Annotated in this window: 11 protein-coding genes; 2 read left to right on the top strand and 9 right to left on the bottom strand. The window is 56.2% G+C overall.

The window, feature by feature from the left end:
• Positions 1 to 17 precede the first annotated feature (17 nt).
• The 4 genes from EYC95_RS22255 to EYC95_RS22240 form a co-directional block, all read right to left on the bottom strand.
• On the bottom strand, positions 18 to 4,022 hold the full coding sequence (locus EYC95_RS22255; protein WP_131062242.1) for a hypothetical protein: 4,005 nt from the start codon (positions 4,020 to 4,022) through the stop codon (positions 18 to 20).
• The gene (locus EYC95_RS22250) at positions 4,019 to 8,143 is read right to left on the bottom strand and encodes a neuraminidase-like domain-containing protein (protein WP_131062241.1); all 4,125 of its coding nucleotides are present in this window, start codon (positions 8,141 to 8,143) and stop codon (positions 4,019 to 4,021) included. Before EYC95_RS22250 ends, EYC95_RS22255 begins: the two co-directional genes overlap by 4 nt.
• Before the next feature lie 70 nt (positions 8,144 to 8,213).
• Positions 8,214 to 11,807 carry a Tc toxin subunit A gene (locus EYC95_RS22245; RefSeq protein ID WP_131062240.1) on the bottom strand — a complete coding sequence of 1,198 codons (3,594 nt, stop codon included), beginning with the start codon at positions 11,805 to 11,807 and terminating at the stop codon, positions 8,214 to 8,216.
• Positions 11,808 to 11,946: 139 nt separating this feature from the next.
• Entirely contained in the window at positions 11,947 to 15,078 is a 3,132-nt protein-coding gene (locus tag EYC95_RS22240) for a hypothetical protein (RefSeq protein ID WP_131062239.1), read from the bottom strand.
• A gap of 466 nt (positions 15,079 to 15,544) precedes the next feature.
• On the opposite strand from EYC95_RS22240, the gene EYC95_RS22235 reads away from it, so the two are divergent.
• Complete coding sequence (locus EYC95_RS22235) at positions 15,545 to 15,916, top strand: DUF6124 family protein (RefSeq protein ID WP_131062238.1); 372 nt, start codon at positions 15,545 to 15,547, stop codon at positions 15,914 to 15,916.
• A 146-nt stretch (positions 15,917 to 16,062) separates the two neighbouring features.
• Here EYC95_RS22235 and EYC95_RS22230 read toward each other — a convergent pair whose 3' ends face one another.
• Together EYC95_RS22230 and EYC95_RS22225 are read right to left on the bottom strand one after the other, a co-directional pair.
• Positions 16,063 to 16,422, bottom strand: coding sequence for a PilZ domain-containing protein (locus EYC95_RS22230; RefSeq protein ID WP_131062237.1), 360 nt, complete (start codon positions 16,420 to 16,422; stop codon positions 16,063 to 16,065).
• Positions 16,423 to 16,665: 243 nt separating this feature from the next.
• Positions 16,666 to 17,049 carry a tol-pal system YbgF family protein gene (locus EYC95_RS22225; RefSeq protein WP_131062236.1) on the bottom strand — a complete coding sequence of 128 codons (384 nt, stop codon included), beginning with the start codon at positions 17,047 to 17,049 and terminating at the stop codon, positions 16,666 to 16,668.
• Between the two features lie 175 nt (positions 17,050 to 17,224).
• Here EYC95_RS22225 and pyk point away from each other — a divergent pair, with 175 nt between their 5' ends.
• Entirely contained in the window at positions 17,225 to 18,676 is a 1,452-nt protein-coding gene (gene pyk / locus EYC95_RS22220; RefSeq protein ID WP_131062235.1) for a pyruvate kinase, read from the top strand.
• 206 nt (positions 18,677 to 18,882) lie between these two features.
• Here pyk and EYC95_RS22215 read toward each other — a convergent pair whose 3' ends face one another.
• The 3 genes from EYC95_RS22215 to EYC95_RS22205 are packed head-to-tail and all read right to left on the bottom strand — an operon-like array spanning position 18,883 to position 21,698.
• Complete coding sequence (locus EYC95_RS22215) at positions 18,883 to 19,632, bottom strand: enoyl-CoA hydratase-related protein (RefSeq protein ID WP_131062234.1); 750 nt, start codon at positions 19,630 to 19,632, stop codon at positions 18,883 to 18,885.
• 31 nt (positions 19,633 to 19,663) lie between these two features.
• Positions 19,664 to 20,599, bottom strand: a complete 936-nt coding sequence (locus EYC95_RS22210) for an iron-sulfur-binding ferredoxin reductase (protein ID WP_131062233.1) — start codon at positions 20,597 to 20,599, stop codon at positions 19,664 to 19,666.
• Entirely contained in the window at positions 20,592 to 21,698 is a 1,107-nt protein-coding gene (locus EYC95_RS22205) for a diguanylate cyclase (protein WP_131062232.1), read from the bottom strand. Before EYC95_RS22205 ends, EYC95_RS22210 begins: the two co-directional genes overlap by 8 nt.
• Positions 21,699 to 22,088 lie beyond the last annotated feature (390 nt).

The following is a 22,088-nucleotide window of genomic DNA, read 5'->3' as shown; positions in this document are numbered from 1 at the left end:
ACGTAAATAAATGAACATCATGGATCTACGAAACTGATGCCTGCACGTTGTTCAACGTTAACTGTACCGTCAGTGTTTTCGACTCGCATGCGTATCTCGAAATGCCCAAATCGGTCCGCTTGATAACTTTTTCTCACGATGCCTCGTTCAGACGATCTTACGATGCCATCGGGTACACCATTCTTGGTAAAGGCGACATTAACACCTTCGACACCTTCTCCAGTGGAGTTAACAACCAGCCGAAAGTAGAGGCGTGCAGTTTCCCCTACCTTGTATTCGCCATTGCCACTGAGATCAACAATGGCTAGCTCCCGATCCTCAACAGTAAACAATAGCAGTGCAGAATCCCACCCCGCCATTCCACCTCGCACAGAGGCGCCCAAAACACTCGGCTGGTCCGCTGAAAGCCTGAACATCACAGTTGCTTTCCCTTCTTTGTCTGTTCTCGTCGGTGCAATCGTCACGCCCGGGAAGCCCCACATTACCTCTACATCCGACAAAGGTGTGCCAGTGATAGCTGAGACTACGATAGCGTTGGCCGAGACCACCTCTCCGGGAAATCCGGCAGGATCCGGGCTAGAGAGCGACAGTATTTCCCGAGGGTCGTTCAAGAAAAACGGCAACAGAATCGACTCAGAATAATCCTGATCTCCGACAGTCGCAGTCAGTTGACCTAAACCCACCTCAGTCGGCGTAAAGCTGATCGTTGCATCACCATAGAAGTTGGTTTTGGTGGACACATGCTCCAGCCCCATGCCCTCCCAGACAACATCCAACCCTGCTATTGCCTTGCCTGACAGCGTCGACACAGCCTTCACTTGAGCGGTGATCTTCGAGCCCCAATCGACGACGTTTAGGAGACCGGCCGGTCCAGAGAGTTTCACTGCTTTCGAGGCCGTCCCCAACGACACGGCAGTGGGAGGTGACAACTCCAACAACCGCGAAGCAGCCAATTGAAAATACACACTGCCATCTTTCTCGCCGTCAGCGTTCAACGTAAAGGGCAAGGCATCAAGAAACGGCCGCCATTGCCCGAACGGAACCGGCCCAATACTCAATCCCAGACCATTGGGACTTGTGCCGGTGCACCCCAACGCCAGGTCTTGACCATGCAGGTAATTGCCATCGTTTGCCGATACAGTAAAACTGAATTCATGACCGCGTCGCGGGAACATCGTCTTCGCCGCCCAAAGATGCGACGGCTCATCCTCGGTCTCAACCCAAAGCTTCTCCCAAGGATCATCTTCTAACGCAACGACCTCGAAACTTTCTTCGGTACGACTGCCGTCATATGGATTTTCGAACCAAACGGGCACGTGGTTCGGGCCGGCGGATTCCGGTTTGCAGTCATTTATCGCCCAACCATTGTCGTCAGTCACCGAGAAAATTGGTGGGGTGCCCCACTGCACTTTCATACCGTTGGCCGGCATATTGGTAAACACTGACAGGTATTGAATTTCCAGCCGGGCACGCTCGCCTTTGCTCAGTACCGGGTCTACTGCGGCCTTTCGTACCGCTCCCACTTTAAGTTTGTTGTGGTCAAGTTTGAAAGATCGGTCCCAAATGGGAAGCAGCCCGCCATAGTAAGTATGAAAGGCGATACCAAAGTCCGCTGCTCCCACATCGGCCGGACACTCAATCTGGTATCGCACACCGCCGGCGGTTATACGTTGTGCAGTTCGCATACCGGGGGTAACGATCACCGGCGAACTCAATGGAGTGCTGTGTAAACGCAATCCCATTGCCCCGCTGAACGCATGAGGCCTTAGCGTCACTTGGTGCTTTGCACCTATGCAAGGGTAGCTCTTCTCACCCAATGGGGAGGTCCTGCTATCGAAAACAAATTCCATCTCATGCTCTAGCCTAGCTCCAATCAAACGACCGGATAGCTCGCGTTTTTCAGCAAGGAATTCGCTTGCTATCTCCAACTCAAACAGACCGCTAGTACCCACATCAGACGTAATCTGAAACTCCTGGCCTTCCTGTGTCAGTAACTCGGAATAAGGAAGCGGCGGATCGAATTTCAGCAGCCCCGATGTCTCTGACCGCAAGTTAATACTTATCCGGCGTCCGATAAATGAACTCCCCTCACGCGCCTCGATTCTGAATAAATGATTAGCACCGACTGTGCACATCATGCTCCGTTCGTCTCTCACGATAGGGCCGCCATCAAAGGAGAAGACGATGTCATTCGCCCACTGACTGGTAGCCAGCGGTTCAACCTGAAAGAGGTACTTCAAGGGTGCAATTTCTTCGCGAATCCAGACCTGCGCCTCGATGCCATAAGCAGCAGCATCCGTCGGTATATCGAACTCGCTCGCCCAGCCCCCCGTACCGGTGTAAGTCGTGGTGGTTATGCCACCCGGGCGGACCCAATCAACCCGAACGTCGAGTGCCGGCTCGTCATTGAGCGTCAGCACCTGCAACATGCAATGCACGCGGTCACCCTCGTCCACCACGGGGCGCTTGTTGGCCTCACGCACCTCTCCGATCTTGAGCTTGTTGCGTGCCAGCGACATGGCATTGTCACGAGAGCTGCGCAAAAGCATCGGGCTAGTGAGATACAAGCCAAAGACTGCGTCCCGCCGGTCACCGCAATCGAGCGTCCACACACATTCATTGCCCGCAATATCCACAAACTCATCAAAGTCAGGATCTGCGCTGACCTCCAGTTCGCCAGGCAAGTGATGTCCTTCACCCCAGCACAGCGCCACTTGAGAACCCAGGAACGGGCTGCCCTCGGGAAACATAAGTGTAAAGGGATAGAGTCCACCGCGACCGGGATGACCGGATTTGTCTCCCCAGACAGCGGCCTGCATGTCCTCGAAGCGGACCTGAACAGCTTTCCAGGGATCGTCCTTCAGCACACGGATCTCGAATGTCTGAACCTGATCTCCGGACGTGTAATAAGGGCTCGATACCGAGGCGGTTATCACCTGAAGGCCCTCATGGGTAACGGTAGGCTGCCAGCTAATCCCGGCCTTCCCCTCTCCATCCGTCTTGCCGGAATGCAATATCTCTTCCCCCCATCGCCAGGTAACCTCCTGATCCGGGACCGGCGATTCGGTGTAAAAGGACAGCACCTGAACCTCCAAAGGCACCGATTGCCCGTATTCCAGAACCGGAAAAAATGTGGCGTCTTTCAGTACATTCATTACCAGTCGGTGGTGCCCCAGCGATACCCGTATCGGGAAAGGAGCAGCGGTATATTTACTGTAGAAATTCAGGTCGAACAGGGAAGGCTCGGCCAACTTCAGGTCAGGGCAATCGAGACGCCAAGGCAAATCGATCCGCTGGTTATCGCCAAGCTCGGGCGAGGTGATAATTGCCTCCAGTGGATTGTCTTCGATCCACAATGCAGCTTCGGTATTGTTCCATGGGCTGTCGGGAGCCACTGTTAAAGCCAAGGTATGCGATTTAGTTCCTGTGGCCCCCAGGCACAAGGGAAGAACCTGCCCCGGATCAAACTCCCGCTCTTCATTGAACAGTTTCACCAACCGCAACGGCTCAAGCTCCACGTGCAGTTCGATTCGCGTCAGGCGTATGGCGGCGAATGCGCCATCTTCCGGCGTTTTTTTAGGGCTGATCAAGGTAATCTCGATCTCGTCATCCTTGTTGAAGGCGAGTTCGAGCGGAAGATAGCGTTCTAGGTCCAGCAGGATGAGCGCCGCCGGCTCTGTGTCAGCCGACGAGCCGATGGCAGGCAATTCGATTTCCAGCGTTTCGCCACCTGACCCCGTCTTGCCGACTATTACCGTGCCAGGGGACGTCTTGAAAGTGTTTTCGTATAGAAAACGCAGGTGATAACGCGCACCAGGGAGATTCAGATCAATCGGAACTTTGAGCGGTTGAAAAACCTTACCGCCATTGGTGAGCCTCATGACAGCGATGGGTTTTCCCTCCCAGGTATCCCCTTCGATGGCTACACCAGACGGATTCGCTAGCTTCCAACACTCATATCCCTTGGAAAAATCCCCATTGCACACCAGATTACTGTTCGAGTTGATCATGAGGTCGTTCATAATTTTTTATCCTTCAGTTCGGGTTCCGGATCAGCCAGCGTTACAAACTCTTGAACCTTTTTGGCAAACGCTGCATCTCCGACCTTGGCCGTGTAACGGATCTTGATCATGATGTCTGTCAACGACGCGAGCATTCCCACCTGTGGTTTACGCTGCGGCCAAGGGAACCTGATTTGCCAACGCGATACGGCGCCGGAATTCTCGAATGAAGCAAGCAAACGATCCTCAGGCCTCAAAACAGCCTTGCCGTCGTCGTCCAACCCGGTGGACAGGGCAACTGACTGGCCGCTACCCATGTTGGTCAGTACGTCCGCAGGGGGCATGACATCATCAGAACGGTATAGGAACTCCAGCGACTGCACCGACGGTTTGATCGCAATGTGGCTGCTGACTTGCAAAAGCGTTGCCTTGACATTTTCGAAGGCAGACGCAAGTAGGGGCAGCGTCACTTCTACGGACTTGATCTGCCGACAGTAATGATCATCGTAATCACGGTCGAACAGCAGTTGGCGTAGCTCGAAGTTCAGAGTGCCTGTGGTTATCAACTGGGTGTACGCCTCACTCCAGCTACTGTGACCCGTTTGTCCGCTGGTGTTATCGTCGAATAACTGCCTCAGGGAAATGGTTTTGACCAACTCAAGACGCCGCTGGAAGCGCAGCAAATAATCGGACTGCATGCGCGACAAATCCGCCTGCAAACAAGCACCCGAGGTCAAACCGTGACGATGATCGAGCCAGACATTAGTACGTATGTAATTTGAATCAAATTCACAGGTCTCCACCTGCAATGCCGCCTGAGCACTCAGGCACAGCCCAACTGCCGCGTCATTGGCTTGAAAATGCAAGGTTTTCAGCTGGCCGACCAGCCAGCGATACAAGTCTAGATTGGTCGTTCGTGTTTTCAGGAAATCAAAAAGGCTCAATGCCTGGGCATTAACCATCACGGTGTGATTCAGGTTAGCCTCGGCCGCCGAAATACCGTGTCCCTGAGCAATGATCTGAGCCTCGATGGCCGTGATTTCGCTGGTAGCCTGCTTCACTGCCAGCTCCCATTCCTGCCGACGACGCGCATAACCAGCAGTGACGGCAGCCTTGTCGGCCTTCGATTGCGCAACACCAGCCGCCAACTGAAAGGCAGACCCGAGCACTGTTATCAATTGGCCAAGCTTTGCGTTGCCAACGGCCATGCCAAAGACGGTGGGAATGGCCCCCACGGCAGCCCCCGCTATTTCAAACCCGCCCACGAGATTTCTAAAAACCACGGCATCTTCGGTGTGCTCCATGACTTTATATTCGAGATCATTGATATTTTCGTCGAACAGGGATTGGTAATGCTCTCGACGCTCTTCGGCTTGCGCTTTACTGACTTGCAACGCGGTCAAGGTGACCCGCTGTTGTTCAAGGGATTGCTCTTGTATTTGACGGGCGAAGTCGCTTAGTTGCGTTAACTGCTCTTGCCGAATCTGTTCTAGCTCGACCTGATCCTGTTGTTCGAGCAAGCGCTGTAGGTCATTACCAAACCCCACGAGCATCAACACCGCACTCATCGCCGCGTCGTACAAGACCTCCCAGCGGAACGCGGCGACATGCATTTGCCCGCCTATTGGTCGCACGGGCCCTGTGGCGCCGGCCGCCAAATGATTCAGTAACGCCCGGGGATCCATCGCAGCGAAAAGCGGAATCGACAATGGCTTGCCATCGAGTGTCATGTTATTGCGAAGGCTGAAAATGCGCTGGCCTGGCAGGGAAAAAAACGCCAGCAACCGTGGGCTGACCGGTATTTTGAAGGATGTTGTGCCAATGACACCCGGGTCCAGAAAACGTTTGGCCGTTACGGGTAACTCGTCAATCTCCAGCGACAACGTTTTTTCGAAGCTGGCCAACATCGATCTTTCTTCGACCTCTTTAACCAGATCCTTCAGCGTCTGAGGTGACCAGCTGTTGACCGTGCGGGTGTCTGGCGTTTGGCCCATCAGTTGCTGGGCCCGCAAGTACAACAGTTTAGCCTCCACAAGGCTGTCGCGAGTCAACTGGCGGTAGAGCCAGTCACCCCAGGAGATGATGCTGTTCACATACTCCATAAAGATCACGATTTGATAATGCACGGGCGATGAGTAGGCAATGGCATCCGGGTCGGTCGGCGCATTGGCTTCGTAGTCGATCGTGCTCGTTTTCACTGCCAATGGCCGGCATTGCCAGTATTCGGGTTGAGCACCAATGATGCCGTCCGCCGGCCTGGCCGGAGCCTGGGGATCGAACAGGTAGTGAAGCCACTGCTGAGCCTCGAGAAAACGCTGTTCATCGCGCAGGCGAGCAGCCACCAAATGAGGCAAATGAAAGAACAATTCCCAGAAAAACAGGCCGTTGCTGCTGTCGAACGGCCCGTTGGGTTCAATCAGACCGCCTGGAAACGGCGGTTCATCCGGGAACTGGGTGGACCAGTGAAGCAGCGCTGCGATTGATATATTGGAGCGGAACACCAGATCGGCACCGATCAGTGTGTTCAAACGAACGTACTTGAGTGCCAGCACGTTGGCAGGTTGGTTAAAGGCCAGAAACTGCGCGCCTTTATCCGTGTTGCCAACTTCACTGGCATCATCTTTTTTATGGATGTATGGCAGAGGACCAGTAGGGGCAATCGCGGCAGGAACTTTTAAAACAATGGTCCTGCTCCCGCTGCTACTGCTCAGTCTGCAAGTGATTTGAGCATTGGCAAATGAAGTTCTTGTCAGCATCAGCCATCCCGTCGACCACCCCCCATTTAAAGAAAAAGTTGCCTTAACTGGAGCGGGATCGTCTTGGGCACCGGCGAGCACTTCCAGTATGAATTCAGCTTGCGAAGCGTTCGTTTTGCCAGGTTCAACAAGCGCGCAATATCCCTGAACAAATAATTGGTAACTTGATCCATCTGATTTGATACAGGCAGCGATGCCCAGGTGACCAGCCAAATCACCTTGCGTCACGCTGCTGGTAACTGAAGGGAAATCACCAGGGGCTATCTTTTGCTGAACCGTCAGCGGGTCAACAAAAAGCGCGTTGGCCAGGTAGTCCATGGTCGGCGATTCGTCCGACACTTTACGGAGCAACGGATCCCGTGTCTCATAGATGGCAACATGGCCCTCCTGCATAGGGGCAAAGGCGGTATTTGTCACATGCACAGCCAGCCGGCCTTTGGGGTATCGCGTATCTATAACATCACGCAAGACCACCGCCACCAGACGGCAATTCTTTGCTACAGGCTTGTCATAGTGGGACAGATGTAAACGGATAGGTGGCGACCAGCTTCCGTTCAGCGCAATAAACGACAGTTTGATCTCCAGCTCATAGGGCTTGTGCATCTGCCCCCCGGCCTTGTCAAACATCGCCGCATGCGACTCGACCCACACCATGCACAAACGCCCTTCCCAAAAAACCAGGCGGCTGTCCAGTACATTCGCGTCAGCGGGGATTTCAGCCAGCTCCCACGAATACCAAGAGGTAGGATTGACCGACTTGGAGTCGGCTGCCAGCTCTATGTCTGCCTTGCGCCAGAAATAGCGATAAGGCGCAACGCGCTCTTGTCCAACAAAGTAATAGTCACCCTTTAACGGATCCGGACTGTCCCGATAACAGGTCAGTACATTCAGGTTGCAGGTTTCTTCAAAGGCTCTCAGGTATTGCCGCACTCCCGTGAGTACCGAATCCTGGGTGATACGCGCCTGGTTCAGATGACTCTCAAGCGTCTGGAACAAAGCAGTTTTGCGAATGCGCGTAAAAGGCGTGATGTAATCTTCGGGCAGGCACCTGAGCAACTGGCTCGCAGACCATGAGCCGTAGCTTTTGGCATAGAGCCATTCGGCCAGGTCATCAGAATCGAATTCGCGCCCTGTATAACCCGGTTCCAGCTTCTGATACACCGAATGGATGTACTGCTGAAGGCAGCTCACCGCTTCCGCCCCCCATGACGTTTGTACCAGTTCGCTGTCCAGCGGATCCGAGCGCAGCAGTAAAAGCAACTCATTGGCCGTTTGCATTCTAATCAAAGAAGGCAACTGCTCTTTGATGTGCTTCTCGCCGAGGCACAAATCAATCAAGGCATCGCGCCGCCGGGCCGCCACTTTATCGAGCTGTTGGGTGATCATCACCGCCTCCTTTCAGTATTGAGTCGCCACGGCTCGAGTCGCGTGCGCATGGCATTGAACGGGCAAAACCTTATTGCGCTGGATCAGACGAAACGAATTCGATTGGGTGAAAGGTGATATAATCCGGACCGTCTTCTCTCTCGACCTTTACGCTGACACTTGCAGCGTCTGCGCTGGTAAACGTTATTTCAGCGAAGCCCCTGCTGTTGGTCAGGGTTTCGATTGCGGGTTGTGACAGAGTACCCAGCGTCCACTTCAACCGTTCGTTCGCGACACGGTTCTCGTATTTATCCATCACTGTCACAAACAAGGTGACAGCGGTTTTCACCAAAACAGAGCCAGTGGGCACTGGGGACATGTAATCGTCTGGAAACTTCGCCGACGTTCTGTCCGGACCAATCTCGACCGGCGAAGCAACCCGGCGAATGCCCAGATCGAGCCAGAAGTTCACCATGGCGTTGCCCATCTGTTTGCCCGCTTTCAGCTTGACGGTGGCGGTCCCATTCTCCGCAGTAAGGACCAACTGCTTTTCAAGCTCACCCAGCGCAGAGCGAAAATGCACTCGAACGTTTTTCAGAGGCACAGCTGCGCGGTTCTTGACCGTCACAGTCACCTTGGCTTCGTCACTAGGTTTGTTCGCTACAAGCTGGGATGGCGTAACAGTGCAAGCGACCTGCACATCCTGCCCGGCCGCTTCAACATCTTCTGCCAGGATTGGATCAGATGAATTATGCAAACTGGCTTTGACGTGGCCCGCGACTACTGCATATTTTTCGAAAGTGCTGTCCGCGGGCAGTGTTCCCACCTCGAGAATGGTTTCGGCTTCCAGACCACTTTTCGCGGCAAAGAGGCGTACACGCGTCAGCAAATCAAGGTGTTCGATGGTACGAATAAATCCGCCATCCGGATTCACATGCTTGGCGCAAGCACGCACCTCACGGGCGCTCCAGGTAAAAAGCTCTGCCAGAATGCTCGCTGCTCGCTCCACGACCAGCGTACGTCCATCACCACTAAGGTCGTCGGGCAAGGCACTGACACGTTGCATGTAATCGAGCAGTTTTTCTTCGGGTTGACCGCTCAATTTGACCGCTCGCTTGTAGACGGTCAGGTGATACAAGGTCGAGATAGAGAACGCTTGAACCTGCTGCAACCCGAACCATTGGCTGTAACCGGTAACCATGAAATACATCAAGAAACCGGGGCTCAATTGCAATGTCGTGACCACGGCACTGCGGCGCTGGAACTCGGCCAGCATTTGCAGCAGAGGGTCGCCTGGCAACTCAGGCTCACGACGCCGGGCCGTGCTATCCATGTCGAGCGGCAACCGACTGAGTACCTGAGTCAATACGCCATGTACCGTCCCGCCGGACCATGTCAGCACAGGCCCCACTAACGCCGAGGCAAGCCCTGCGTAGCCGCCCAGATTTCCCTCCACCACGGCGTACTGACCATTTCTGATGCGCAAAAGCACCGCCAGAATTTTCTCGACGACGATCAACCTGGATTCGCTGTCGATACCACCGATGGCCGCCGTTACCGCTCGGTCGATCATCTCCCGGGCGTAGGTTTCGTAAGGCTGCTGGGCAGTTTCGGTGAAATGAAGCACCAGGCCCTGTTCATCCACCAGCGCCCGCAGTGCATGGAGCCATTGACGATTGTTCGTCAAGGGCACTACCCCGGCCATCGACAAAGCGTCTTCAGTAAACAAGACGGGCTGCAGCTGATTACGCAGTTGTGCGAACAAGTCGACTTCCGCCTCGCCCGGCTGTGCAGCAGCCACCGTCGGCATCACATGGCGCACCACCCAATGCACGGGTAATTCGGCATCGCGGCACCAGCGAACGCAGTCCATAAGGGCGTGAACGACGCTGAGTGCATCAGGCGCTCGTTTCGCCTTGACGTTATTGATCCACGGGCTTGCAGCCAGCGGAATGACCCAACTCTCGCCTCCCAACCCCCCTAGCAACAAGATGGCCTCAATCGGTGAGATGCCCAGCAAGCGAGGCAGCCTGGCCAATCGATAGAAACTGGAAAGGATCGGTAAACTGCGCTTTAACTCAGTGATTTCATTCGCACTGGCAATCAGATGCGCGAGAAAAAAATAAGTCTCCTGATCAATGCCCAGGCCACTGCGTATCTGGTTGGCCGTGAGTTTGTCCGCGTCGGTCACGGGGACAATTGCAAAGTTGGTATTGTCTATTTTCAAAGGCTGAGCAAGAAACGTCCGGTCGTTGAAAATACGGTCAAATTGGGACTTTTGGGTACCTCGACCAAAAATCGAAAGCACACCGAAAATGACCGCGAAATCTTCGCCCGTACAGTCGTAACGTTCTCGCAGTTCCTGGAAAAGCCCCAAGGCCCTTATCGTATCCTCCGTTATCGAGTAGGCCGGTTTTTCTGGCAGTGCCTCTTCAGCCTTCATGGCCGCGACGATCACATCATCCACCTCGTCACTGCGCATTCCCAACCACTTATCTAGGCGCACCTTTCGATTCATGCGCACCACGCGCTCGTAAGGCATTTCCACAAAGTGATGGAAGGATGCGTCGCTCCCACTGCCTTTCACATACTCAATGGAGATGGGTGGCGATTTACCCGCATTAACGAATACAGAACCCGCATGCGCTCCCGAAACAGTTTCAGGTTCAGGTTCAGCCTCCGCGCCAACAATCGGAGCAGCGTTTTCAGACTGCGTGATCGAATGCCCTACAAGCGATAGCAACTGTTCAAGGCTCTCAGCGCTCGTATTTGTCCTCTCGGTGAACATATACATGAGCCTGATATTCGAACCTTCCGGTGGTTTAAATCCGAAGTAACGCTGATAGAAGCCATCGGTCTCTTCCTCTCCTTCAGTCAGTATTTTCCGCTGACTGGGGCTGAGTCTCGCAGCCTGGATGAATGCCATACGGGATACGTCGGTCGATTGCGCCGACCGAGTGAAATACGGATAAAACCGGTCACACAGGCGAACCACACTACCGACCGATTCCCCGGCATTTTGCATCACATAATTGATCGTCTCCCAATGGAAATGAAACGGCAACTGAGTGGGGAAAAATCGCTCGTTCAGCACCTTGTCGATGTCTGTGATAGTGGTGTTCAAATTCTTGACGAAGGACTCCATCACCCGAGTAATCACCTCGACCGAAGACACCGAGCCATTGATCGCCTGTATGTCGACCAATAGCTTTTTGAGATCGGGGCGCCGATCTTCCAGGGGTAATGCCTGGTCATCCGTCGCCCCCAACCGATGCATAACCCAGTGCATGAGATGAACCAGATACGCCGCAGGCGAATGGACGGCCTCGATCGCTGTGGGTGGGCAAAGTCCATCGAAATGTGGATTAAACAACAGTTGATAGGTCGGACCGCTGTTAAGTCCTCGCCCCGGTTTTTCGGCTGAATCTTTACCGACCTGGCTGAACTCAATGAACTCACGCAGCACTTTGGTCGCCAATCCGTTAACCCGGCTTAAAAAATCACGGGCCTGCCGTTGGCTCAAGCCATACTCGAGTGTCAGCCCGGCAACGCCCTTTTGCGCCAGTACACAGACCGATCCGCCGTTGCCCAGATAGTCGGAAAGCGCTGGAAGCCTGCCACGTTCGGGCTCGTCGAAGAGTCGCTGAAACAGCTTCAGTGCGATTTCAGAGGGAGATCCGTTCATCCTGACACTCCTGCGTTCAGCCTGTGTTCAAGGGAAAATCGTCGGCGAAATAGTGGTTGCCACGAGAGACATTGGGCATCACCGCAACCAAGGCGTCTACTGTCAGAAATGACAGTAGACGCGACCGTTCGTCGATTTGTTATGAGGTTTTATCGTCAACGTGGAGCGTCGTCATTGACGAGACTTCAAATCGATGGCTCTCGCCAACGTCCGACGCTTTCCCGGCAACCGTTTGCCAGGCCCTGACCCAGCCGGGCCCATCGCGAAGTGATTCACTGGGTGGAGTTGCCCACTGTCCATCAACCACTGGCACGTCCGTGGCCAGTGTCACGTCCGGGTCGTACCAAGCGCATAGGTGGACAGTCGCCTCCTGCTTGCCCGTGCCTTCGACCGTCGGCATTGGCGACACCCATTCACCTTGCTCCGGCCGGGTGAACGTCGGTGGATCCGTGCGCAGCACAAAGGGGCGTGCGGCCGTCCAGGCAGAAACAAACTCGCCGAACGACTGTTGGGCCACGAGGGCGTGTGGACCGGCGGCTTCACTGAACGTGATCCACAACGACCAACTCCCGTTCGGCTGGACGACCGTTGTTCCAAGGATGACATCGAGTGCATGGGCAAAGGCAACGGCTACGGTATCGCCTGCGTAACCAAAACCGGCCACCACTATTCGCTGCCCGACCGGTTCATCCTGCGCGGGGATTTCGATCATCGGTGGGGCGGGGGCCACCTTTATCTGATGATCTGGCCCGAAATCGGACGCTCGCTCGCCGAAAAACTGTTTCGCCTTGAGCGTGTAATGCCCTAATGGCAGGGTCGCCTGGTACCACCAGAAGCCGTCATATCTCACTCGGACACGAGACAAGGGCTGGTCGTCCAACCACAACTCGATCTCTGACCAGACCTGCGATGTCGTCGGTCGGGCTTTACCTTCAATCCTGAATGTTCGTGCCACCGTGTCTGTGGGTTGCAAATCAATTAGCGGCGGCATGAGCACCACCTCGACGGTAATCCTGTCACTTGGATTGGAGACCACGCCGTTAAAGGTTGCCTGCGCAAAGAAGGAGTAACGGGCGAATTCAAGATCCACCAATCGCACTGCCCAGACACCGCCCTCGCCCACCAGCGCCTCGCCGAGCGTTTTTTCGGTGACCCAATCGACGATTTTCATCATGCTGCCCACATAGCCGCCGCTTCCCTGGACGACGATCTGAAAATCGACCTCTTCTCCATCCGCAGGCCAAGTGATAACGGACTGGGGCAAGCCGATGTCAAACTTGCCAGACGCCGGATTTGAGGTTTCCATGCCGAAGGTCTGCGTGACCGTGACGGTATGACTGCCAGGCACGAAGGGAACAGGACGGGTGTACTCCCAACGCCCATCCTTATCCGTATCCGATACGGTGTAAGACGCTTCGCCGTCACTGAACAAAAACGTGACCTCTGCACCCGGCCAGCAAGTACCGGAAAAAGCGGGGGTAAAGCCGTTATCTACGATGGGGTCGAGGACAGGAGACTGGGGGATGATCACCACCGTAATGGTGGGTTCAATCCAAACGGACCACAGCGAATTGACACCTTGCCTGGCTGAAACTTCATGGCGCCCCGGGGCCCAGCGCTCGATTGCCCTGCTGACCCAGTTTCCATTCTTTACTTCGGCAATCGGAACACTCGGCCCTGCAGACCCACCCAGACGGACCTCAACATGCGACGGGTTATCGGGCCAGTTCTTACCAGTACCGTAGAACTCCGGCGTATGAGCATCGATAAGTTTGAAGGAGAGCGTAGGCGGCGGGACGGGGACGGTGAAAGTGAGATGATTAAGCGACCACCCAGAAAATATCGGGGCGTTACTAAGCCCTGGAACCCATTGACGTGCACCAATAATGAAAGTACCGGGCAGCCAGTTATCGAACGTCTTGACCCACGAAGCAGCGTCTACTTTAAAGAATTTCAATACGTTGGGATCGTTTACGTAGTGAATATTCAGCTCAGCGGTAACATATCCTTTTCCCTTGATCGTTACAGTTCCATCAGCGGCTGCAACGGCCTCAAGCAACTCCACTTGGGGTGGCCTTACATTAAAACCTTGTATGGTTGCACGTTCGGATTTAACTCCGCCATAGAGTTGTACCGCTGTAAGATTGTGGGAACCAGGAGTCAACTTCACATACGCAAACCATCTGCCATTTACAACCCACCCGCCGCCGATCTTTGTTTCCGACAAGTCGAAGTGTACATCTACGCTATGTCCAAAAATACCTGTATGCCCCGTTCCCTCTATAGTGGCGTCCATTTCTACCTCTAGCGTGGCAGCATCGATCGCCGGAGGGGCCAGTAGAAAAAAGGTGCGGAGGGCTGACCAACCATGACCTGCCATACTGTGTTTTGCTTGCAGTCTGACTGAACCGCCACCGGGGTAATTTGACTGGTCAAACGTCAACGTCCAACTCCCGTACGTTTCAACAGTAGCCTGTCCGTGATAGACACCGCCACCATCAGTCATAGCGTCTATTTTTTCAAAAGGAGCTCCTCTTCCTCTAATTAAAATTGTACCGCCGAGCGGTATTACAGCATTTAGTACTGGAGAGTCCACAGCAGGCGCTTTGAGGCAATTTATTACCTTAGGCGCGGAATAAACAACGGGGAAATTCCCAACAACCTGCGCAACAGTAATACTTTGCTGCCCCCAAGGCACTGTATCCAGCAATCCAAGTGACCACCTATTATCACGACCAACTACTTTCGTTTCACTCAAGACAGTGCCCGTATTTGTTCGCACAACCGTCACTTGACTTTCATAACCCGCAGTACCTGTAATGGAATCGACAAAAATTTGAACCGTGTCATTTCCATCAACAACTGGCGCAGCTCGAACGTCGAGATTTTTTCTCCCTAATACAGACCAGTGGCCTTTGTAATTCCACTGAGTAGAATAGTAACCAACTCCCACTGGAAGATTTCGAACTACAAGGGTATTCCATTGCACACCTTTGTACCAAGCACCGGTAATTAAGTCTGTAACGGTAGCTCCAATGTGATACTTAATCCATACTTGATGTGAACCATCACTTTGCGGAACATTAAATATAATTCGCGAAGTCGTCCCACTCACCTCCGTAAACGAATCGCGTTGAACTTGCAACTTGGCCACATCCAAATCTACTGTTTCGCTATTAACAGAAGGTTCACTTACGGCATTTGACTGAAGCTGCTCCTCATCAATGCTTTTAAGTAATGAAGTAGTGATTGGATTTTCTTCGTCTGACATGATTCTGCTCCGTCGCCGCTCGCAGTGGAAGTTCCCAAGGCTCCTTTCTACGCCGCGAAGCAGAGCAAGCCTACCTGTAAAATCTGACAGTTCCGACGAACGGCGCAGTCGTCTATTATCACGTTCAGCCCGATCCTTCAGGCCCTTTCCAAGTGACTACAGCGCCTTGCGCAACGGACTACACATCCGCCAGAATCCGCCGGCTTGTGCACCTTGGCCTTGCCCCGTAACTTGATCCGCGTCGCTGCCAATCAGCGATCGGGTTTAGTCGCCCGGTGGTGAAAATGATGTGTATAAGCGTCATCCAGTCGGGTATTCCCTATCCCCGCACTTGATGGTGGCTGTACGCAGGGCGCCCTCGGGCGCGCCGGGCTTCATTTCTCCACCGGTCGACTAACCTGCGTCCAGCCGCCACCCTTCGTTTAGTCGCGAGCCAGGTGGCAGCCCTATTACGGAGAAATGAGATATGTTCAAACCAACACCCAATCCCCCAGAAACCGACCCGGTTTCCCCCTACGCCACCCTCGATTCAAGAAAGCTCCACGCCGCCGCCGACAGGGCGCTGGACCATTACCTCAAGCCCAACGTCGAATCCCTTCGCTCTTCCCAGGACCGTGCCATGAAAATGTTCACCGTTGTCGCCGATGCCAACCCCGAAGCGTTGAACATCGAGACCTACGAAACCTTTTCCACGGTCAGCACGTTGCTGCTCGACCTGGCCGACAGCCTGGAGGACAAGCCGCGGCATCTGGCGATGGCGATTTATCGGATCAGTGAGTTGGGGTTGATGCTGGTGGAGCGGTCGCTGGATAACGAGAAGGCGATCAAGGTGACGTAGCGTTTAGCCTGTCATTTTTGTTGTCTGGGCTGACGCCATCGCGAGCAGGCTCACTCCCACAGGGGATCTTTGGTGACCACAATATTTGTGAACACCCGATGCCCATGTAGGAGTGAGCCTGCTCGCGATGCTTTTGACGATTCACCTCACGCCGAGGCAGGCAACGGCTGAAAGCTGAAGTACTGCGTCAACGCCTCCACCAATTGCCCATACTCCGGCGGTGCCCGTTGCAGGCTGAACCCGGCGTCGTAATGGTGGGGGGTTTCGTCTTCGTGGCACCACAGACAACACACCGTCAGGTCAATGACCAGCTGGCAACCGTCGCGGGCGGGGATTTTCAGACGCAGGTCAAAGTCGACGCCCACCATCATGGGCAACTGGCTGATGAGCATCAGCCCGTCGGCGGACACATTGCCCAGGAAGCCGATGGGTTTGTCGGTGACGCTGTTGAACACTTTCAGAAAATACGGCAGTTGATGCCGCTCGATCCGGCGGTCGGTAATCATGCGCAATGACCCAGCAAGGCCCTTAAGCAGGGCCGAACTAATGCTTCGGAACGTGCCGTTTTTGCTCTTGTCGAAAAGCCTGGCTCGCTCTCCCCGATCCCGGTGCGTCAGTCCATGAAACCGCTGACGCTTATTGCTGCCGATCACAGGTATGACCTCGGTTTAGAAACAAGGCTCTAAAACCGATCTCTTCGACTATAGCTCACCACCGCAGGGCGGCCAGCCTTTGCATGAGCGCTGCAATCAGAACCGCGTCGGGCGCACGGCCGCCGCACTGCGCATCGGGTAATGGCCCAGGCTCTGCAAGGTTTCCAGACGCGCACGGGCGCGGTAGGCGTATTCGCTCTGCGGGTAGGACGCGATGATGTACTGGTACGTCTGCGCCGCATCGATGAACAACTTCTGCCGCTCCAGGCACAGGCCGCGCATCATCGACACTTCCGGCCACACATAAGGCCGCGCTCTGCTGGCGCGCTCGACTTTCGACAGTTCAAGCATCACCTGCTCGCAATTGCCGCGATCGTACGCGCTGTAGGCGTTATTCAAATGATGGTTCATCGACCAACGGGTGCAGCCCGTGACGCTGAGGACGCTGAGGGCAAGGGCGGCAATGGGCACGAATCGCATGGGGGTTCTCCTGTCTTGAGCTCTGTATCGACCCGTGAGCAAAAATCTTCAGGAATGTTCGGTTAAAGATATAAACGAATAACAAAGCTCTTCACAAAAAGTAGTGCAGATGAACAATGACTACACCCCGAGAGCATAGTAGCCTCACTCAGCGCTTGAACTCAGGAGTCTTTGCATGTCCGTCCGTCGTACCAAAATCGTCGCTACCCTTGGCCCGGCCAGTAACTCGCCGGAAGTTCTCGAACAGCTGATTCTGGCTGGCCTGGACGTCGCCCGTCTGAACTTCTCCCACGGCACCCCCGACGAGCACAAGGCTCGCGCGAAGCTGGTGCGTGACCTCGCTGCCAAGCACGGCCGCTTCGTCGCCCTGCTGGGTGACCTGCAAGGCCCGAAAATCCGTATCGCCAAATTCGCCAACAAGAAGATCGAGCTGAAGATCGGTGATCAATTCACCTTCTCCACCAGCCATCCTCTGACCGAAGGCAACCAGCAAGTGGTCGGCATCGACTACCCGGACCTGGTCAAGGACTGCGGCGTAGGCGACGAGCTGCTGCTCGACGACGGCCGTGTGGTGATGCGCGTTGATACCGCCACCGCCACCGAGCTGAACTGCACCGTGCTGATCGGCGGTCCGCTGTCCGACCATAAAGGCATCAACCGTCGCGGCGGTGGCCTGACAGCGCCGGCCCTGACCGAGAAAGACAAGGCCGACATCAAGCTCGCCGCAGAAATGCAGGTCGACTACCTCGCCGTGTCCTTCCCGCGTGACGCCGCCGACATGGAATACGCCCGTCAACTGCGCGACGAGGCCGGCGGTACTGCCTGGCTGGTGGCGAAGATCGAACGCGCCGAAGCCGTGGCCGACGATGACACCCTCGATGCCCTGATCAAAGCATCCGACGCCGTCATGGTGGCTCGTGGTGACCTGGGTGTGGAAATCGGCGACGCCGAGCTGGTGGGCATCCAGAAGAAAATCATTCTGCACGCACGCCGCCACAACAAGGCTGTGATCGTCGCGACCCAGATGATGGAGTCGATGATCCAGAACCCGATGCCGACCCGCGCCGAAGTGTCCGACGTGGCCAACGCCGTGCTCGACTACACCGACGCCGTGATGCTCTCGGCGGAAAGTGCTGCCGGCCTGTACCCGCTGGAAGCCGTGCAAGCGATGGCGCGCATCTGCGTCGGCGCGGAAAAGCACCCGACCAGCAAGACCTCCAGCCACCGCATCGGCAAGGTCTTCGAAAGCTGCGACCAGAGCATCGCCCTGGCTGCCATGTACACCGCCAACCACTTCCCGGGCGTGAAAGCGATCATCGCCTTGACCGAAAGTGGCTACACGCCGTTGATCATGTCGCGCATCCGTTCCTCGGTGCCGATCTACGCGTTCTCCCCGCACCGCGAAACCCAGGCCCGCGCGGCCATGTTCCGTGGCGTCTACACCGTACCGTTCGACCCGGCATCGCTGCCGCCTGAGCAAGTCAGCCAGGCCGCGATCGACGAGTTGCTCAAGCGCGGCGTCGTGGAGAAAGGCGACTGGGTCATCCTGACCAAGGGCGACAGCTACCACACCATCGGCGGCACCAACGGGATGAAAATCCTGCACGTTGGCGATCCGATGGTCTGAGTGACCGGCTGCTGAAAAACAAAAGCCCCGCCATGTGAATGGCGGGGCTTTTTGGTTTCCAGTTTGGGATGTGTGGTGTTTAGGCGGGCCTCTTCGCGGGCAAGCCTCGCACCTACAGGTTATGTGAGCGCCGAAAATCCACTGTAGGAGCGAGCGGTGCGGCGATCCGACTTGCCCGCGAAGGCGTCAGCTCGGTCACCGCATCTTCAATGTCGGCGAATAAAGGCCGACAACGCCGCCATCGCCTCAGGCGACCGCAACCGCTGGGTAAACAACGCACCCTCTTCCTCTATCACTTTACGCAGCAATTCCCGGTCCGGCGCTTTCATCAATTGCTTGCTGATCCGCACCGCTTCCGGCGGCAACGATTCGAACCGCAACGCCATCTCCCGTGCCTTGGCCAACGCGTCTTCGCCACTGTCCAACGCTTCGGTCGCAATGCCCCAAGCGGCGGCTTGTTCACCGCTGAAGCTCTCACCGAGTAGAAGCAACTCCGCGGCTTTGGCATGCCCGAGCAGACGCGGCAGGATCAGGCTGGAACCAAACTCCGGACACAATCCAAGGTTCACGAACGGCATCCGCAACCGAGCATCCCGGCTGACATACACCAGATCACAATGCAGCAACATCGTCGTGCCAATGCCCACCGCGGCACCCGCCACAGCGGCAATCACCGGTTTGCGGCACTCCAGCAAGTTGAGCATGAAGTGGAACACCGGGCTGTCGAGGTTGCTCGGCGGTTGTTGGATGAAGTCGGCGATGTCGTTGCCGGCGGTGAAGCACTCGGCGCTGCCGGTGATCAGCACGGCGTTGATTTCGGGGTCGGTGTCGGCCTGTTTCAGCGCTTCGGCCAGGTGGCTGTACATCGCACGAGTCAGGGCGTTTTTCTTGTCGGGGCGGTTCAGGCGCAGGGTCAGCAGGCCGCGTTCGCGTTCAAGCTGGATGGCATCGGTCATGGCGAGTCTCGCGTCGTTAAACGGTCAGCGCTCAACCACGGGGAACAAAGACATCCGCCAGCAGTTGGTTGCGCGGCAATCCGGCCAGGTACAAACGCCGGGCGAAGGCGTCGACACTGTCGGGGGCTCCGCAGACTAAGGCCAGTGTTTGCCGGGAAACAAGCCGCAGTTGCGCCAACGCCTGCGGCAACTCGGCCGGGGTCCAGCATTCGAGACTGAGGTTTTCACGCACATCGCACATGGCTTGCAGGGGTTTGGCCAGGTAATGCTCACTGGCGTCATGGGCGAGGTGAATGACGCGGATGGCGCCTTGGTGATCCTGACGCAACGCTTCGCACAACACACCGAACAGCGGCCCCAACCCCGTGCCAGCGGCCATCAGCCAAAGGGGCCGGGTGTTCCAGTCGGGATCGTAGTGCAGCGCCCCGCCGCGCAGTTCGCCGAGGCGGATCGGGTCGCCGATTTTCAGCTGTCGGGCCGCGTCGCTGAATTCCCCCGGCTGCCGACAATCGAGGTGAAACTCCAGAAAGCGGTCTTCTTCCGGCAGGCTGGCCAAGGAGTAAGGCCGTGCGACGTTGCCCGCCCACAACACCAGATGCTGCCCGGCGCGGTAGCGCAACGGTCGCTCAGGTGTCAGACGCAAACGCAGCACGCTGGTACTCAACCAATCGACCGCAGCGACCTGGGCCGGGCGGCCGTCGACTTGTGGATCGAAGGTGTGCACTTGCAAGTCTTCGACCACCTGACACTGACACGCCAGGCGCCAGCCTTGCTGTCGCTGATCAGCGCTCAAGGCATCGGGACGACTGTCACTGGGCAAGCCTCGAACGCATTGCACCAGGCACGCATGGCAACTGCCGGCACGGCAACTGTAAGGCACGACCACGCCGTTCTGATTCAGGGCGTCGAGCAGGTTGCTGCCCGGCGCCACCGACCAGCGGCGCTCGCCGACGCGCAACTCAGGCATCGACGTTCTCCCACGCCGCCGCGCATCGGTTGCGACCGTCACGCTTGGCGCGGTAGAGCGCCTGATCGGCGCGCTGCAAGGCGTCGTCGAGGTCATCGCCCAGCTCCAGCAAGGTCATGCCCGCCGACAAGCTGAGATGGGCGACGTTGAGGCCGATCAGCTCGACATCGGTGAACGCAATGCGCAGCCGCTCACAACAGGACGTCAGGCGTTCGGCGTTGCAGTCGGGCAACAGCACCACGAACTCTTCGCCACCATAACGGGCCAGTACGTCACCCTCGCGCAGGCAGGCGGTGGCCACGCCGGCAAAGGCTTGCAGCACCTGATCGCCCGCGGCGTGGCCGTGAATGTCGTTGATGCGTTTGAAGTGGTCGAGGTCGATCAACGCCAGGCCATGCACCACGCCCGCTTCCATCGCATTCAGCTCGCGAGAGGCCAGGCGCAGGAAATGTCGGCGGTTGAACAGCCCGGTGAGTTCGTCGGTGGCGACCAGGTCTTCGAGCTGGCGCATCATCCCGCGCAGGGTGTCCTGGTGCGCTTGCAAGGCAAACCGTCGTTGGCGCATACGCTGGCGCGAAGCCTGAACATAACGGGCGTAGAGCTCCAGCCAGATCAGCACGATAAACAGCACGCACACCTGCAACGCGGCGAGCGCCGGGTCGGGCAACCGGAAGTGGTAGCCCTCCCACAGCGTGATCGCGCTGAAACTGAAAAACACCAACAGCGCGCACCGCACAAACGCACGACGGGAAAGATGGAACAGCCCGAACAACATGATCAGCAGGTAGAACACCAGGAACGCACCGCGTGCCTCATCCAGATTGGCAATCAGCCATGTCTGCCAACCCAGGCCCATCAACACTTGCGCTTCGGTCAGGCTCGGGTCGGAGAATCGCAGGTTGCAGCCACTGTAAAACACCGCGAACAACGCCGCCTGAGTGATGACCACCAGCGCGCTGCCGATGGCCACGCTGGCCAGGGGTTCGTCGTAATGTCCGGTGAAAAACGCCAGCCACAGCAATACCAAAGCCAGGGCGTAGGTGCCGGCTGCGAGGGCAAAGCGTTTGAGCAAAAGCCGTTGGATGGCGTTATGGGTCAATCGTTGACTCACCGTGCGAAAGGAGGCTGATCGAGTGTCCTACTCTACAGACCGAATGCCACTTTAGTGGGGTGTCTGATAAATGACCATTCAATTTTCGGGGCAGAAAACTGGCGTCAAAAGCATGTCCCTGAATGACGCAAAACCTGTGGTGCGGGAGCTTCCTGTGGCGAGGGGATTTAGCGAAACGTCGCACCGCCCCGTTGGGTGGCGAAGCCGCCCCGAAAGCCGCACCTTGGTGCATCAGGCATACCGCGTGTGTCGCATTGGCGACTGCTTCGCAGTCGAACGGGGCGGTGCGACGGTTCGCTAAATCACCTCACCACATGATTGACTGCCGGCGGGTGTGCCCGGAACCGAGGCGCGCTATACTGCCGCGCCTTTTTAGCG

This window comes from Pseudomonas sp. BGI-2 (assembly GCF_004310295.1).
Classification (GTDB): Bacteria; Pseudomonadota; Gammaproteobacteria; order Pseudomonadales; family Pseudomonadaceae; genus Aquipseudomonas.
Note: the sequence above shows the minus strand (reverse complement) of the source record. Positions and strands in the feature narration are given on the sequence as shown.

Excerpts from the sequence above, each read along its gene's own strand:
- EYC95_RS22255 (WP_131062242.1), bottom strand. The coding sequence starts at position 4,022 with ATGAACGACCTCATGATCAACTCGAACAGTAATCTGGTGTGCAATGGG.
- EYC95_RS22250 (WP_131062241.1), bottom strand. The coding sequence starts at position 8,143 with ATGATCACCCAACAGCTCGATAAAGTGGCGGCCCGGCGGCGCGATGCC.
- EYC95_RS22245 (WP_131062240.1), bottom strand. The coding sequence starts at position 11,807 with ATGAACGGATCTCCCTCTGAAATCGCACTGAAGCTGTTTCAGCGACTC.
- EYC95_RS22240 (WP_131062239.1), bottom strand. The coding sequence starts at position 15,078 with ATGTCAGACGAAGAAAATCCAATCACTACTTCATTACTTAAAAGCATT.
- EYC95_RS22235 (WP_131062238.1), top strand. The coding sequence starts at position 15,545 with ATGTTCAAACCAACACCCAATCCCCCAGAAACCGACCCGGTTTCCCCC.
- EYC95_RS22230 (WP_131062237.1), bottom strand. The coding sequence starts at position 16,422 with ATGATTACCGACCGCCGGATCGAGCGGCATCAACTGCCGTATTTTCTG.
- EYC95_RS22225 (WP_131062236.1), bottom strand. The coding sequence starts at position 17,049 with ATGCGATTCGTGCCCATTGCCGCCCTTGCCCTCAGCGTCCTCAGCGTC.
- pyk (WP_131062235.1), top strand. The coding sequence starts at position 17,225 with ATGTCCGTCCGTCGTACCAAAATCGTCGCTACCCTTGGCCCGGCCAGT.
- EYC95_RS22215 (WP_131062234.1), bottom strand. The coding sequence starts at position 19,632 with ATGACCGATGCCATCCAGCTTGAACGCGAACGCGGCCTGCTGACCCTG.
- EYC95_RS22210 (WP_131062233.1), bottom strand. The coding sequence starts at position 20,599 with ATGCCTGAGTTGCGCGTCGGCGAGCGCCGCTGGTCGGTGGCGCCGGGC.